Raw genomic sequence first — 15,332 nt, 5'->3', positions numbered from 1 at the left:
ACGCTGTGTTCCTGCAGGTTGTGGCCTTCGCCGCCGATGTAGGAAATGACTTCGAAGCCGTTGGTCAGGCGCACCTTGGCGACCTTACGCAGCGCCGAGTTCGGCTTTTTCGGGGTCGTGGTGTAGACCCGGGTGCAGACACCGCGACGTTGCGGCGAGTTCTGCATGGCAGGGCTCTTCGAATTGATCTTTTCGACCGTCCGACCCTGACGCACCAGTTGATTGATGGTTGGCATGAATGAATAAGTCCCAAAACTAGCCCCGCAGGCCCTAGGCGTGAACCGGCCAGACGGGGAAACGACCAGAAATTGGCCGAAAACGTGAATCCCTTCGGAATTTCCGAAAAGCCTGCGAGTATAGCACTGGCTCGGGCGCTTGCCCATCCCGGGCCGCATCGGGCCCGGGCTACTTGATCCAGAGGCGGACGGCGTCCCAGGCGCGGCCAAGAACGCCGGCTTGCTGGACTGCGTCCAGCGCCACCAGCGGCACCTCGGTCACGGGCTCGTCGCCGAGCGTGATCTTGAGCGAGCCGATGGGCTGGAACTTGGTGAACGGGGCGACCAGCGGGTCGGGACGCACCACCTGCGTCTTGATCTTGCCCGCCGAGCCGGCCGGCACGGCCACCACGATGGCGTCGGGGCGGCCGAGCTTGACGGTGTTTTCCTTGCCCTTCCAGACCGCAGGCGTCGCCACCGCCTGGTTGACATCGAACAGGCGGACCGCGTCGAAGGCGGTGTAGCCCCAGTTCAGGAGCTTCTGCGATTCGTTGGCGCGCGCGTTTTCGCTCGCGGCGCCCAGCACGATCGACAGCAGGCGCCGCCCGCCCGTGAGATTCGGGAAGTCGCGCTTGGCGGTGACGATCATGCAGTAGCCGGCCGCCTGCGTGTGACCGGTTTTCAGGCCGTCGACGGTCGGATCTCGGAACAGCAGCAGGTTGCGGTTGGTGTCGTTGGTCGACGGCGTGCCGGGCAAACGGTATTTCTTGATCGCGTAGTAGTGAACGAACTCCGGGAAATCACGCATCAGGCGGGTCGCCAGGATGCTCAGGTCGCGCGCGGTGGTGGTGTGGCCGGGCTCGGCGAGGCCTTCGGGATTCTTGTAGCTCGTGTTCTTCATGCCGAGGGCCCTGGCCTGCTCGTTCATGAGTTCGACGAAGTGCTCGACCGTGCCGCCCACGCCCTCGGCCAGCGCCACCGTGGCGTCGTTGCCCGACTGCACGATCAGGCCCTTGATCAAGTCCTCCACCGGCACCTGCATCGTCGGGTCGATGAACATCCGCGAGCCCGGCATCTTCCAGGCACGGGGGCTGACCGGCAGGGTCTGCTGCAGGCTGATCTTCTTCGCGCGCAAGGCGTCGAAGACCAGGTAGGCCGACATCAGCTTGGTCAGCGACGCCGGTTCGACCTGGCTGTCGATGTCCTTCTGGGCCAGCACCTGGTTGGCCGTGAAGTCGAGCAGCAGGAAGCTGCGCGCCGCGATCTCCGGCGGTGCCGGCACCTGTGCCCCCGCGGCCAGACAGAAAGATGCGGCAGCGGCGACCGCGAAGGCGCGCAGCGCTTCAACAAAGCGATTCATGGGGGGCAAGAAGACGAAAAAGACTAGCCTGCGCGCAAATGGCGGACAACGAGATTCTTGAGCAGCGGCAATTGTCCGTGAAAGAAATGCCCCCCTCCGGGAACGACTGTGACAGGAAGTGACTGCGGCCGGGCCCAGTCCATCACCGCGGCCAGCGGCACGGTGTCGTCCTGCTCGCCGTGCACCACCAGTGCGCGCTCGTGGGCTTCGGCCGGCAGCGTCGCGACCGGGAAGCGCGACGCCGCCGTGCCGACCAGCACCACATGCCGGATGTCGCGCGTGGCCCAGAGCTTGTCGATGGCACAGCTGGCGACGAAGGCGCCAAAAGAAAAGCCGGCGATCGCCAGCGGTCCCTCGGGCGCCAGCTGCTCGACCACCGCGCGCAGGTCCTCGCATTCCCCGCGGCCTTCGTCGTGCATGCCCTCGCTGGCGCCGACACCGCGGAAATTGAAGCGCACCGCGGTCCAGCCGCAGGCGACGAAGGCGCGCGCCAGCGTCTGAACCACCTTGTTGTCCATCGAGCCGCCGAACAACGGATGCGGATGGGCGACAACCGCCACGCCGAGCGCCGGCGCACCTTCGGCTGCGCGGTCGCGCAGGACTTCGATGACGCCGGCGGCGCCCTTGAGCTGGATCCTTTCGGTCCGCGGGTTCATCTCAGTTTCCCTCCACGCGAATCGAATCGCGTGACCCCGACGCATGAAACCAGCGCAGCCAAAGGCCAGGAACACCGCGGAACCGGCTTTGCCGGGCCGCTGGTGTTGCCCCCTGGAGGGGGAGGCGCCGCAGGCGCATCGGGGGGTATGTCATCTAGCGGCCGACATCGGGCGACAACAGCAGCCGCTCGACCACTTCGCCGTTCTTGAGGTGCGACTCGACGATCTCGTCGATATCCTCGTCGTCGACGAAGGTGTACCAGACCGCATCCGGATAGACGACGGCGACCGGCCCGCCGGCACAACGGTCCAGGCACCCGGCCTTGTTGACCCGGACCTTGCCCGGTCCGGCCAACCCGGCCTCCTTGACGCGTGATTTGCAGCGATCGAAACCGGCCTGGGCCTCGTGCTTCGAACAGGAATCCTCGCCACTCTTGCGTTCGTTCAGGCAGAAGAAGATGTGGCGGCTGTAGTAACCCGCCGGCGCGGGAATGCTGGAACTCGACATCGACGCATTCTATTGAGCCGGCGCCCCGGGCGCCCTGCGCGACAGCACTGCCAGTACGTAAGCCAGGGTTGCAAAAGGCCAGGTCCAGCCCAGCCACTGCGCGAGGCCATGGAAGCGGATGAACCGCCCCTGCTCCCAGGTCGCCAGCGTCTGGGCGAAATAGGCACTCTCGGGGGCCTGATTCAGGAGGCTCAGGTGCACCACCAGCGCGATCAGCAGCAAGGCCGCGCAGAAGCGTCGCGGAGCGCCCAGCAGCAGCACGCCGATGAACAGGGCGGCCGCGATGCCGATCTGCACCGGCAGGCTCAGCCAGGCCCAGGCGTGTGGCGGACCGTAGCTGAGCGCCGCCGACAGCGCCGAGGCGGCCACGCCCGCCAACAGGATCGACGGCAGCAGGATCGCGCGCCGGGCGACCGAACGCGTGACCAGAAAGCCGAGCAGGCAAGGCACCAGCGCGCCCAGCATGACGCAGAGCAGTTCGACCCCCGGCACCAGGGGCTCGAGCTCGAACTCGCGCACCGGCATCCAATCGATGAAGGGCGTGTCGACCAGCCAGTCGGCAATGCCGGCCTCGAGCCGCTCGAACACCTGGCCCAGGCCGAAGCTGACGGCGGCCGGAAACAGCAGCGCGATCGGCCACAGGGCCAGCAGCACCAGGCCGCCGCGCGAATCGTCGACGAACCAGTTCGATCGGGTCCGATGCCAGTGGGCGACCGCGCCGACACGCTCGAGCACCGCCGCGAGCACCGCGCCGATGAAGGCGCCAGCGATGTTGAGCCCGAGATCGACGTTGGAGGGAATGCGCGCCGGCAGGTAGCTCTGCAAGGTTTCCATGGCGAAAGCGATCGCCGCGGCCACGGCCGTGGCACGAAGCACGGCGCGGACGCMACCAGTGGCCGGCCGATTGCGCATCAGCGCGATGGCGGCAAGAAAACCCAGCGGCAGATAGCCGACGACATTGATTGCGAAGTCGAAGCCGGTCCAGTACTTGGGCCAGGGCGCCGCCAGATAGGCCCACGGCGCGATGCCCTGGTCGCGCCAGTCGGCGAAGGGATACAGGCTCGCGTAGACGATCAGCGCCGCGTAGGCGAGCGCCAGGGGCAAGGCGACGGATTTGTGCTGGGTGTCCACCGCATTCAGAACGGCTTGACGACCACCAGCACCACGATGGCCAGCAGCAGCAGCACGGGCAGTTCGTTGAACCAGCGGTACCAGCGGTGGCTGCGGCGGTCGTTGCCCGCCACGAAACGGCGCAGCAGCACGCCGCAGCCGTGGTGGTAGCCGATCGCCGCCAGCACCAGGGCCAGCTTCGCATGCATCCAGCCGCTGCCCGGTCCGCGGCCGATGCCGTAGCCGAGCCAGAGCCACAGCCCGAAGCCGAGCGCCGGCACGGCGAGGAAGGTGGTGAAGCGGAACAGCTTTTGCGCCATCAGAACCAGCCGGGCTCGCTCGGCGACCGATTCCGGCGCGACCAGCGCCAGGTTGACGAAGATGCGCGGCAGATAGAACAGTCCCGCGAACCAGCTGGCGATGAAGACGATGTGCAGCGATTTGACCCAGAGCATGGCGGCAGTTTAGTGGCGAGCTTCCGCCCCGCCCGGCCGGCGTCCGCCGCCGGACGCGCGAAAAAAAAGCCCGACGTCAAAACGCCGGGCTTGGGAAGCCCTTTTGCTGTCACACATCAAGGCACCCGCTCAGGGAGGAAAAGCGGGGAGCGGCAAGCCGCCCGGGACAGAATTTAACAAAGGCAAATCAACCTATCAAGCAAGCCAGGCCATTTTTTAACCTAATCGTCGAAGCCACTAGTACAAACATATTCGTTTTCTCTTCGTTATGAACAGAAATGAGTTGGAAGATCGCGCGGAAGCCGGCTCCCCAGCGGCCATCGCTCTTGGGGCACAATTTTCGACATGACCTTCCACGCTTCTTTTCCCGCCGGCCGGCCGCGCCGCCTGCGCCGGGATGCGTTCACGCGCAATCTCGTGCGCGAGCACACACTCACAACCAATGACCTGATCTATCCGGTGTTCGTGCAGGAGGGCGAGAAACGACGCGACGCGGTCCCGTCGATGCCGGGCGTGGAACGGCTGAGCCTCGACCTGCTGCTGCCGGTCGCCGAGCAGTGCGTGGCGCTCGGCGTTCCGGTGATGGCCTTGTTCCCCGTCATCGATGCCAGCCTGAAGACGCCGGCCGGCGACGAGGCCTTCAATCCCGACGGCCTGATCCCGCGCGTGGTGGCGGCGCTCAAGTCGCGCTTCCCCGAGCTGGGCGTGATGACCGACGTCGCACTCGACCCCTACACCAGCCACGGCCAGGACGGGCTGCTCGACGACAGCGGCTACATCCTCAACGACCCGACCGTCGAAGTGCTGGTCAAGCAGGCGCTCGCACAGTCGCGCGCCGGTGTCGACATCGTGGCGCCGAGCGACATGATGGACGGCCGGATCGGCGCCATCCGCAACGCGCTCGAGGCGCGCGGCGACATCCACACGCGGATCATGGCCTACAGCGCCAAATACGCGAGCGCCTTCTACGGCCCCTTCCGCGACGCGGTCGGCTCGGCCGCCAACCTCGGCAAGAGCAACAAGAAGGTCTACCAGATGGACCCGGGCAACAGCGACGAAGCGCTGCGCGAAGTCGCGATCGACATCGCCGAAGGCGCCGACATGGTGATGGTGAAGCCCGGCATGCCCTACCTGGACATCGTGCGCCGGGTGAAGGATGAATTCCGGGTGCCGACCTTCGCCTACCAGGTGAGCGGCGAGTACGCGATGCTCAAGGCCGCGGCGCAGAACGGCTGGCTGGACCACGACGCGGTCATGATCGAGAGCCTGCTGGCCTTCAAGCGCGCCGGTGCCGACGGCGTGCTGACCTATTTCGCGCTCGATGCGGCGCGGCTGCTGAAGCAAAACTGAGACCTTGCGGGACAGACCAACAACACTGCGCAGCAGTTTTTTGCCCTGTCCTCAACTGACTAAGAATACGGCCCCCATGCGCATCTTCAAGATCGACGGCACCCAGGTCACCGAGCACGACGCGCTGGCGCCGATGGCAGCACCGGGCGCCTGCGAACGGGGCTACCTGTGGCTGTCGCTGACACGGGAAGAATTCCAGACCTCGCTGCCGCAGGTGCAGGAGGTGCTGCAGTCGCTGTGCGGCACCCTGCTGCTGGACCTCCACGTGAGCGACCTGCTCAACGACCAGCTGCCCTCGCGCTATGACTACACCTCGCAGTACGACCTGCTGGTGTTCCGCCGGCTGGCCGCCTCCAACGGCAAGGAACCGGCGCCGAAGCCCGACGCGCCGGTGCGCGGCGGCCCGGCCGTGCTGCGCCGGGTGGACACCCGTCCGGTCGGCTTCGCGGTGTTCGATCGCGTGCTGCTGTCGGTGCATCCCGAGGACGGCACGGTGCGCGACGCCTTCGCCGCCAAGCTGCTCGCGGCGGCCGCCGCGCCGGACGACCGCGGCCGCGCGGCGGTCCCGGCGCTCGATGTCCGCGCGGTGTCCTCCCGCATGCCTTCGGGTCCGGCCGACCTGATGCTGCGCGTCGTCAACCAGATCGTCGATGCCTACCTCGACCTGCGGCGCGACCTGACACGCCAGCTCGACCACTGGCAGGCCGAGCTGATCGATCCGCACAGCCGCTTCACCAACTGGAGCGCGCTGATGGATTCCCGGCAGTCGCTCTACCACCTGGACGAAATCTGCGAAGACCAGCGCGCCGCGGTCCAGGACTGGATCGACGCCCTCGAGACCTTGCCGACGCCGGCGGGCGCCACCGAGCAGCGCGAGCGCGAACTGGTGATGGTCCGCAGCCGCGACGTCCTCGAGCACATCGAGCGCGTGGTGCACCACGTCCGGCGGCTCGAGCAGAACGCCGAAACCGCGGTCCAGATGCATTTCAGCGTCCAGGGCCACCGCGCCAACGACATCATGCGGGTGCTGACCGTGCTGACCGCGGTGTTTCTGCCGCTGAACCTGATCGCCGGCATCTTCGGCATGAACTTCGAGTTCATCCCGCTGGTGCACAAGGCCGACGGATTCTGGATCGCGATGGGGTCGATGGGCGTGATCGCGGTGACGCTGATCGTCGTCTTCTGGCGCAAGCGCTACCTGGCCCGACCCCACTGAGCCATTGAAAAAGCCGGAGGGCGCTCTCGCACCCTCCGGCTTCTGGTCAGGCAGCGCCCGGCTTACTTGACGGTTGCGGCGCCGGCCTTCTGGGCTTCCACGCGCGGTTCGGCCGACTTGTTCATGGTCGAGATCACGCGGCTGTTGACGCGCGAACCGCCGACGACGTTCTGGTCGGGTGCGTTCGCGGTGGCGACGGCCTGGGCGCGCACGGCTTCGGGATTGGCGACCGAGTTGAAAGGCTCGGCGCCGCGCGAACCGCGCACCACGTTCTGGTTCGGCGCAGCCGCGGTACTGACCGCTTCGGCGCTGACTTCGCTGCGGCTCTTGGCCGAGACGCCGGCGTGCACGCCGTCGTAGCTCTCAGCCTGGGCGCCAGCGGCGGCGAGGAAGGACAGTGCGGCAGCGGCGAGGATGCGGGAGGTCTTCATTTCAGTTCCTTTGGATTCTTCGGAGTTGGTTTCAAACCAGGCTCGCTGTCGCTGGCCTGTGCGCTCGAGTGTCGAACGGAATCCCTAAGGGAAAACACCAAGAAAAGAGACACCGCGTTTCCCGGATCGAAACAATCACGATTCCCAGGGAAAAAGGGAAATGCCGGGCCGTGCTTCGGCACGGTCCGGCATCCAGCCGATGAAGGCCGATCAGAGACCGGCTTGCTGCGTCGCCGGGCGGACGATCGTGTACTGCGCCGGCACCACGCTGTTCACGAAGGCCTTGCGGTCCAGGTTCTGGTTCGGCTCGTGAGCGGTCGCCACGGCCTGGGCACGGATCGTCGCACGGTCGGCCGAGGTGGTCAGCGCCGGGGCGACGCGCGAGGACACGCCGTCGGCATAGGGGTTCTCGCTGCGCGCGGCCACCACGGCCTGGCCGTTCACTTCGGCGCGGCTGTTGGCCGACACCGGGGCTTGGACGCCTTCGTAGGTTTCGGCCTGGGCACCTGCTGCGGCCAGGATCGAGAGGGCGGCGGCGGCGATGATCTTCGAGGTCTTCATTTCAGTGTCCTTTGTGTACTTGGGGATGGGCTGCTCAGTGGGATAGAGTTTGCCCCAGATTTCTAGGTACAAACCCTATGAAAATGAACCAGGGTGTTCATCAAACAGAAACAATGGAGTGCCATGGACGGCCTGGAACTGCTCAAGACCTTTCGCGAAGTCGCCCTGCGTGGCAGCTTCTCCCGTGCCGCCCACTCGCTCGGGATGTCCAAGGCCAACGCCAGCAAGTACGTGGCGCTGCTGGAGACCCGSTTCGGCGTACGGCTGCTCAATCGCTCGACACGCTCGGTCAGCCTGACCGACGCGGGCCACCTSCTGCTCGAGCGCAGCAAGCCGCTGCTCGAGATGATCGAGCTGACCCAGTCCGAACTGCAGGGACATGCGGGACACCCGCGAGGCCGGCTGCGGGTCACGGCGCCGCACGGGCTCGGCCAGAGCAGCTTTGCGGGATGGATCGGCGAATTCATGGTCAYCTATCCGGAGGTGCACGTGAGCCTGCACGTGAGCAATCGCGTGATCGACCTGGTCGAGGAAGGGGTGGACATCGCCCTGCGGCTGGRCCGCATCCSRGACGAGAACCTGATCGTGCGGCGCCTGCGGYTGATGGAYYTRGCCYTGTGCGCGACGCCSGRCTACTGGGCCCGGCGCGGCATGCCGAMGCAGCCCGACGACCTGCGCCGGCACGACGTCCTGACYTATTCKCTGGCGGGCGGCGCGCCGCACCTGCCGTTCGAGRTCGACGGCCAGCCCTACAGCGTGCCGGTGACCAGCCGCATGGACGCCAACGACGCCGCRSCGCTGATCGGCGTCGCGCTGGCCGGACTCGGCGCGGTCTGCGTGCCGACGATGATGGCGCAGTCGCACATCGAACGCGGCGCGCTGGTGCCGGTGCTGAAGGAGTTCATGCCACGCGACCTCTGGCTGTACGCCGCCTATTCGCAGCGCCGTCACAACAGTGCCGCGCTGCGGGCGCTGCTGGACTTTCTCGAAGCGCGCGTGCGAGACCCCGAGCCCMAGGCCGAATCCGAGGAAAGCCGCCCCGCGGCCGGCGGCCGACGCGCAAAACAGCCGCCGGCTGCCTGAAACCCGCGCGGACGGCGCGAACCGGCGACGGCCGGCGCGGGGGCACTGCGACTGGCGTTTCCCGACATGCGCTGGGATGTTGAAGAGCAGATGGCAGAAGACAACCGCGTGCTAACGCGCTTTGAATGGCACGGAACGCATCAGGGCGCCTTCTTGGGAATTCCTCCTACGCAGAGGTCAGTCCGTGTCTCGGGTATGGTCATCGACCGCTTCGAGGGTGCGAAAGTTAAATCCACTCGAATTCTCATGGATACGCTGGGCCTCATGCAGCAGCTCGGTGCGTTGCCGGGAGGTCCGGCGTAGTTCAGCGGGCCTTCATTTTTTGTCAGTCATCAGCGCTGTCGGCAGTCGGCCACAAGCCGTCGTGCGTGGCGTGATTTTCAGCGCCAGCTTGCGCTTGCATTGCGGTCGAAGGAAAAGAGCGGGGGCGTTGCCGCCGCCCCCGTTGGGTAGTTTGGCTCAATGCATTTCAGCAAGCGCTTCCTTGACGCCTTCCTCACGTAGCGGAAAGTCAGCCCCTTCCAGATGCAACGCAGCCTCCGCAGGCACGGGGGTCGCGCAATCCTTGTAGATCACGCCATCCTTCATCACGAGCTGGAACTTCGCCGGATCGGTCAGGATTGACAGGTCCTTCAGCGGATCACCATCCACCAGCACGATGTCCGCCAGGTAGCCCGCCTTCAACTGCCCCAGTTCGTCCGGACGCAGCATGATTTGGCCGCCCAGCTTGGTCGCTGCGAGCAGCGCTTCCTTGGGCGTCATGCCGATGTAGTCGACGAAGTACTGCAGGTCGTTGGCGTTGGTGCCGTGAGGCATCCAAGCAAAGCCGTAGTCGCCACCCGGCAGGATGCGGATGCCGCGCTGATGCATCTTGCGCAGCGATGCCGAGGCAATCTCCAGCTCGCGCTTGTAGCCCATTTGCGTCGCGACGGCCTCGGTGATGCCGTACTCGGCGGCGTTGAAGGTCGTACGAATGAGCCAGCCGATGCCGGGGGCGACGAAGTGCTTGTCCTTGGCCGCCTCAAGCATGTCGAGCGCCTCTTCGTCCGCAAAGCTGGCGTGGTAGACCATCTCGATGCCATGTCGCACACACTGCTTGACCGACTCGCTTGACCGGGCGTGCGCGGCCATGCGCTTGCCATAGCGCTTGGCTTCCTGCGCGAGCATCGCGACCTCATCCTCCGCGAACGGCGACATCTCGGCCGGCAGGCCGGCAATGTATTCGCCGGACAAGTTGATCTTGAGATGATCTACGCCGTACTTGATGAAGGTGCGGGCCGACTTGCGGATTTCTTCCGGTCCGCTGCACACGCTGCCGAAGCTCAGTTCCTCGAACTTCATGTGCGGCAGCGTGTTGTCGCCGAGGGCGCCGATGGTGGTGATCTCCTGGCTGCCCGCGAGGTAGCGCGGTCCGGGGAACTCGCCCGCATCGATCGCGTTGCGCAGCACCACGTCCAGTCGAGGCTTCGCGGCAGCGGCACCGATAGCCRAGGTCCAACCCATGTCGAGATAGCGCTTGGCCACGCGCACGCACCACAGCATGTGCTCCTCGGGCGGCATGAACTGGATGGCGGCGAGGCTCGGCTGGTCGTTCCACGAGAAATGCGTGTGCGCCTCGGTCATGCCGGGCATCAGGAAGCGGCCCTTGCCGTCGATGACGCGAGCGTCGTCGGTGCTTACGCGCTTCGGTGCGCGGGTGACTTCGACGATGCGCTTGCCTTCGACGAGCACGTCGCCGGTGTAGGTGTCTTCGCCCGTGCCGTCGAAGATGCGGACGTTGGTGAATGCGATGCGGGTCATGCTTGTCTCCTCCGGCCCGAGGTGCCGGAAATGGGTTGATGAACGTGTGGAGGTGAAAATGAATTCAGCGCAGCGACGCGTGGAACTGTTCGAGTTCCTGCATGCAGCGTTGCGGCTTCTCAAAGGTCGTCCAGTGGCCGCAGCCTTCAAGGACCACCTGTCGCGAACCGTTGATGCGCGCCGCCATCGCGGCGACGTTGGCCGGTGGCGCAACGCCATCCTGGTCGCCGGTCACGAGCAGCGTTGGCACTTCGATGCGGTCGATCTCGGCCGACTGCGCGGCGGCGAGCGCTTCGCAGCTTTGAGCGTAGCCCTCGGGTGATTGGCGCATCACGCTTTCGCGCACCAGTGCCAACACTGCGGGCTGCTCGGCCTTCGTCTCCTGGCTGGTGGCGCCCTTGACGATGGCGTCGGCAATCTCCTGCATGACCGCCACGCCGCCACGCGCTGCCGCCGCACGCGCCACGATGTTCGGCCGCGCCCCTTCGGGTGGCGCAACCAACGGACCGAACAAGGCCAGCGACTTGATCTTGCCGGGGTTGCGCACGGCGAGATGCTGCGCAACGATGGTGCCAAGCGAGTGGGCCATCACGTGCACAGATTCGACGCCCAGCTCAGGGAGCAAGGCTTCAAGCGCTGCGGCATAGCCTTCGATCGAGAGCGGCTCCGCCAGCAGCGCCGAGCGTGCGCTGCCGGGCAAATCCGGCCGGATCACCTTGAAGCCCGACAGGGCGGCCAGCAAAGGCGTCCATGTGTTCGACGAGCCGCCGAGTCCGTGGATGCACAGCAGCGCTTCGCCGTTGCCGTCGATCTCGACGGCCAGTTCGTTGATGAATCGAGTCGTCATTGCGCTGCGCTTCAGACGAACTTGTTCTCGATCGCGCCAAGGCGGTCGATCTCGACGCGCACCACGTCGCCCGCCTTCAGGTAGCGCGGCGGCGACATGCCCATGCCGACGCCGGCCGGCGTGCCCGTAGCGATGACATCACCCGGATACAGGGTGATACCGCGCGAGATGGTTTCGATCAGCGTCGGGATGTCGAAGATCATGTTCTCGGTCGGGCCGTCCTGGCGCAACTCGCCGTTGACCCAGCAGCGCACGCGTGTCTTGGTGCCGTCGAACTCGTCGGCCGTCACGATCCACGGGCCCATCGGGCAGAAGGTGTCGAAGGACTTGCCCATGTCCCACTGGCCGTGGCGAATCTGCACGTCGCGCGCCGTCACATCGTTTACGACCGTGTAGCCGAAAACATGCTCCATGGCGGCAGCGCGCGTGATGTTTTTGCCACCCTTGCCGATGACCACGGCGAGTTCGGCCTCGTAGTCGATCTGCGTCGAGATCGCGCTGGGCACGAGCACGTCGTCGTGCGGGCCGACCACGCATTCGGGCACCTTGGTGAAGACGATGGGCCACTCGTCGGTCTTCGCGCCGCTGTCCTTGAATACCGATGCCGAGAGTTCCTTGGCGTGCGCGTGGTAGTTGCGGCCCACGCACCAGAGGTTGCGACGGGGCTTGGGCAACGGCGCGTCGAGCGCGACATCCGCGACCTTGATGGCAGCGCCGGTCGCGACCGGTGCAGCGCCGCCCTCAGCCATGGATTCGATGATGCTCAAGGCACCCGCGGCTGCTTGCTGCGGCGTGAGTTCGAGGGGTTGGAGGGTGAGGCCGTCGTCGGAAACAAGTCCCACGCGGCGGGTGCCGTCGGCGATGTAGGTGGCGATGCGCATTTCAGTTGGCTCCTGTGATTTCTCTCTGCGGATTTGCGGTTCCGGTGAAGGTGCCGCGGGGATGGAGCAACTTTAAAAACGCAGCGCTTTGGGCGCTTATCGACGAATCCGGCGACGTATCAGGGAGTCTGGTGGAGTGCTAGGRATTTACCCGGGTTCAGGCCCTTTCAGGCCTCGCGAAGGCGAACAATTGCACCCGTCGACCCACCTTGAGGGACTGGAATACATGGCCGAGGCCTATGCGCTGCACGAGGGAGCTTTTGGTACGGCGATCGTTCTCGAATCGCGCGCCAACCTGGTGTCGCACGCCCATTCCGAATCGCAGCTGGCCCTGTGGCTCGGTGGCACCCGCGCGGTCGCGAACGTGGGCGCCGAGGTCGTTCCCTACGGCGAAAACCTCGCGCTGGGCGTCAACGCCTTCGAGGCGCACGACATGGTGATGGAGGGCAGCGGTTCCTGCCTCTTCCTCGTCTTCATGATCTCCAAGCAATGGCTTGACGCGCTGGGCAACGCAACGGGACGCAACTTCCGATTTCCCTCCCCGCGCGTTCCCATCAGCTCAGCATTGCGCCGCTCGTGCTGGCGCGTGCTCGATCTGATCATCTCCGCCGACAAGTCGCGCCCGGCTATCGACGACGAGGTGGAGCGGCTGCTGGAGGCGGCCATTGCGGCATCGACCACGGGCGGCGCGGAGGCGCCTGTGGCTGGTGTGGGCGTGATGCTCGACCACCGGCTTCGCAGCGCCATCGCACACATGCGCGACCACGTGTCGGAGCTCACGACCATTGATGAGATCGCGGCAAAAGTCGGCCTGTCGCGCGCGCACTTCTTTGCCCTGTTTCGCGATCAGCTCAACACGACACCGCAGGTGTTCTGGAGCGGCGTGCGGGTCGAGGAAGCCATGCGCCGAGTCGCCGAAGGTGGTGCACTGACGGAGGTCGCGATGGATCTGGGCTTTTCCGCGCCGGGCAACTTTTCGCGCTTCTTCAAGGAGCACACCGGCGTCTCGCCGTCGATCTTCAAGCGGGCGACGCGCGATCCCTCGCCTGTGACCGTGACCGGCATCCCCAGGGAGCGGATCTAGGGGTGGCGAGTTTTCCACGGTGGCGGCTGAGCGATGGATTTGTCCCGGTGGACTTCAGCACGCGGCCACAAGCCGACCTTCACCGCGTCCGTTGCTGGCCGCGGCGGATGGGTCGGTCCGGCTGAGCCCCGCTTGACTTCGACCCGTCGTCGCCCCGTGCCGACACCGGCAAACCACGCATTGAGAGGACGTRGTCGCCTACAAAGACGACTAAATCGCTTAGCGTCCTTGCTGCAACCGGTGCAGCCCTTGGTCTGTCAGGAGCTTGCCGCCTTGGCGGTCCATTTCCACAAATCCGTTTGACCTTAGGCGATTCGAGACTTTGATTGAGTCGGTYGGATACCGCCGGGCATTGGCCTTCTSGAGAGCTTGGAGMGCACTCCACTGTTCGTCGTTGAGCTGAACTTTCTTGTTGGCCATCGCACTCTCCTTCAGCGGGCGGCCAGTATCGTCGCGCGTCTAACCAGCGCGCCACCTTGAAATGTCTCTTGCCAGGAAGTTCGAATCGGAGTAGGGAGAGGCGTTCACTCGCCGCTGAGAATTAGTGACTGGGAATCCCTTGCCCGAGCGCAGGAGACTTCGGACCCTGGCGCCACGGATACGAGCGCCATCCGTTCGAAAGGGGTGCCCTCCCAACCATTGGAATGGTCGGCAGCCAATCCATTCCAGAGAAGGCCCTTCCTTGACCTGCATCAGTTCCCGGCGCATATCGCGGCGTATCTTCAGCTCAGCGGCCGCCAGTTCGGATGACCGAGTCGGCCAGATGTCAGGCGCGGGCGGGACGACGCTCTGCCTTCCCCTTGACGACGCCGTCAAGCTGACCATCAAGGAGTGACTGCCATGACGATGTTGCAAAGAGCGGCACTTGCCGCATTGCTCACTGGCCTCATGAGCGCAGGAGCGGTGGTTTTCGCCCAGGCGCCGGCGCAGGCTCCAACCGCAATGTCTGCGCCGACCGACGCCCAAGTGCGCGAGCTGCAGCAGCAAGTCGAGACGTTACAAAAGCAGTTGGACCAGCTCAAGGCCGCGCCCGACGCGGCCGCCCGCCAGCAGCTGATGCAGCAACACTGGCAGAGCATGCAAACCTACATGGGACAGATGCACGACCGGTGGGGGATGGGGTATCCGTGGATGATGGGACATCCATGGTCGACGATGGGACCCGGAATGATGGGGGGAGGTGCATCGTGGCCCGCGCCCCAGGGCGTAACGCCCGACCAATACAGCCAGCAGATGCGCGACTACACGCAGCGGATGCAAGAGCAGATGAACAAGATTGAGCAGACCACCGACCCGCAGGAGCGCCAACGCCTCATGCAAGAGCAATGGCGTGAGATGTATCAGGGCATGCAGACCATGCGCGGCAGGGGATGGATGTGGGGCGGCGGCATGATGGGTGGGGGGATGATGGGTAGCGGCCCGCCGCCAGGTTCGAGCCCGCTACCGGACGCCAAGTCCGCGGGCGCCAAGCTGGTCTCAACCTATTGCGTTCAGTGCCACGCAGCACCGGCGCCCTCACTGCATACCGCCAAGGAGTGGTCCAGCGTGACCCAGCGCATGCACATCCACATGGACAGCCGCTGGCAGAGCATCAACACGCCGACTGAACAGGAGATGAGTTCAATCGTCGCGTACATGCAGAAGCACGCTCGGCAATAGTCCCRTGCCTGGCGACGGCGCGGACCCTGGCTTCGTCTGGAGGTAGTGGCCGCCATGGAAGAGGCGCTTCCCGGCGTCTCAATCCAACGGCGCACGCACCCCGCCTCTTGGAGCCG

Annotated in this window: 16 protein-coding genes and 1 pseudogene; 6 read left to right on the top strand and 11 right to left on the bottom strand. The window is 65.5% G+C overall.

The features are described 5' to 3' along the window. From rpsL to AC1D2K_RS14090, 6 genes are all read right to left on the bottom strand, one after another. Positions 1–236, bottom strand: a 236-nt coding sequence (gene rpsL / locus AC1D2K_RS14115) for a 30S ribosomal protein S12 (protein WP_478089453.1), incomplete at its 3' end; no start/stop codon positions are given. Between the two features lie 169 nt (positions 237–405). Further along, complete coding sequence (locus tag AC1D2K_RS14110) at positions 406–1,575, bottom strand: D-alanyl-D-alanine carboxypeptidase family protein (protein WP_478089452.1); 1,170 nt, start codon at positions 1,573–1,575, stop codon at positions 406–408. Between the two features lie 23 nt (positions 1,576–1,598). Beyond that, positions 1,599–2,231: an alpha/beta hydrolase gene (locus tag AC1D2K_RS14105; RefSeq protein WP_478089451.1), complete on the bottom strand. Its 633-nt coding sequence runs from the start codon at positions 2,229–2,231 to the stop codon at positions 1,599–1,601. 154 nt (positions 2,232–2,385) lie between these two features. Further along, positions 2,386–2,739, bottom strand: a complete 354-nt coding sequence (locus AC1D2K_RS14100) for a (2Fe-2S) ferredoxin domain-containing protein (protein WP_478089450.1) — start codon at positions 2,737–2,739, stop codon at positions 2,386–2,388. 9 nt (positions 2,740–2,748) lie between these two features. Continuing rightward, entirely contained in the window at positions 2,749–3,870 is a 1,122-nt protein-coding gene (locus AC1D2K_RS14095) for a VanZ family protein (RefSeq protein WP_478089449.1), read from the bottom strand. Positions 3,871–3,875: 5 nt separating this feature from the next. After that, a complete protein-coding gene (locus AC1D2K_RS14090; protein WP_478089448.1) occupies positions 3,876–4,304 on the bottom strand; it encodes a CopD family protein in 429 nt (142 codons plus the stop codon). A 345-nt stretch (positions 4,305–4,649) separates the two neighbouring features. On the opposite strand from AC1D2K_RS14090, the gene hemB reads away from it, so the two are divergent. Next, complete coding sequence (hemB, locus tag AC1D2K_RS14085; protein ID WP_478089447.1) at positions 4,650–5,654, top strand: porphobilinogen synthase; 1,005 nt, start codon at positions 4,650–4,652, stop codon at positions 5,652–5,654. A gap of 76 nt (positions 5,655–5,730) precedes the next feature. Continuing rightward, positions 5,731–6,870 (top strand): magnesium transporter CorA family protein, encoded by a 1,140-nt coding sequence (locus AC1D2K_RS14080; protein WP_478089446.1) that lies wholly within the window; start codon positions 5,731–5,733, stop codon positions 6,868–6,870. A gap of 62 nt (positions 6,871–6,932) precedes the next feature. Here AC1D2K_RS14080 and AC1D2K_RS14075 read toward each other — a convergent pair whose 3' ends face one another. After that, the gene (locus tag AC1D2K_RS14075; RefSeq protein WP_478089445.1) at positions 6,933–7,301 is read right to left on the bottom strand and encodes a DUF4148 domain-containing protein; all 369 of its coding nucleotides are present in this window, start codon (positions 7,299–7,301) and stop codon (positions 6,933–6,935) included. A gap of 210 nt (positions 7,302–7,511) precedes the next feature. Beyond that, a complete protein-coding gene (locus AC1D2K_RS14070) occupies positions 7,512–7,862 on the bottom strand; it encodes an alpha/beta hydrolase (RefSeq protein WP_478089444.1) in 351 nt (116 codons plus the stop codon). Positions 7,863–7,985: 123 nt separating this feature from the next. On the opposite strand from AC1D2K_RS14070, the gene AC1D2K_RS14065 reads away from it, so the two are divergent. Then, positions 7,986–8,945 carry a LysR family transcriptional regulator gene (locus AC1D2K_RS14065; RefSeq protein WP_478089443.1) on the top strand — a complete coding sequence of 320 codons (960 nt, stop codon included), beginning with the start codon at positions 7,986–7,988 and terminating at the stop codon, positions 8,943–8,945. Between the two features lie 21 nt (positions 8,946–8,966). After that, a pseudogene (locus tag AC1D2K_RS14060) lies at positions 8,967–9,248 on the top strand (ester cyclase); the annotation flags it as partial. Between the two features lie 156 nt (positions 9,249–9,404). Here the strand turns inward: AC1D2K_RS14060 and AC1D2K_RS14055 are convergent. From AC1D2K_RS14055 to AC1D2K_RS14045, 3 genes are all read right to left on the bottom strand, one after another. Beyond that, complete coding sequence (locus AC1D2K_RS14055) at positions 9,405–10,745, bottom strand: metal-dependent hydrolase family protein (RefSeq protein ID WP_478089442.1); 1,341 nt, start codon at positions 10,743–10,745, stop codon at positions 9,405–9,407. Positions 10,746–10,809: 64 nt separating this feature from the next. Then, on the bottom strand, positions 10,810–11,592 hold the full coding sequence (locus AC1D2K_RS14050; RefSeq protein WP_478089441.1) for an alpha/beta fold hydrolase: 783 nt from the start codon (positions 11,590–11,592) through the stop codon (positions 10,810–10,812). Between the two features lie 11 nt (positions 11,593–11,603). Beyond that, entirely contained in the window at positions 11,604–12,473 is an 870-nt protein-coding gene (locus AC1D2K_RS14045; protein ID WP_478089440.1) for a fumarylacetoacetate hydrolase family protein, read from the bottom strand. Between the two features lie 226 nt (positions 12,474–12,699). Here AC1D2K_RS14045 and AC1D2K_RS14040 point away from each other — a divergent pair, with 226 nt between their 5' ends. Then, positions 12,700–13,557 carry a helix-turn-helix domain-containing protein gene (locus AC1D2K_RS14040; RefSeq protein ID WP_478089439.1) on the top strand — a complete coding sequence of 286 codons (858 nt, stop codon included), beginning with the start codon at positions 12,700–12,702 and terminating at the stop codon, positions 13,555–13,557. An 840-nt stretch (positions 13,558–14,397) separates the two neighbouring features. Then, positions 14,398–15,216, top strand: a complete 819-nt coding sequence (locus AC1D2K_RS14035; RefSeq protein ID WP_478089438.1) for a hypothetical protein — start codon at positions 14,398–14,400, stop codon at positions 15,214–15,216. Positions 15,217–15,332: the final 116 nt, after the last annotated feature.

This window comes from Variovorax sp. P1_H12_2, assembly GCF_056405335.1.
This window is presented reverse-complemented; position numbering and strand designations above follow the sequence as displayed.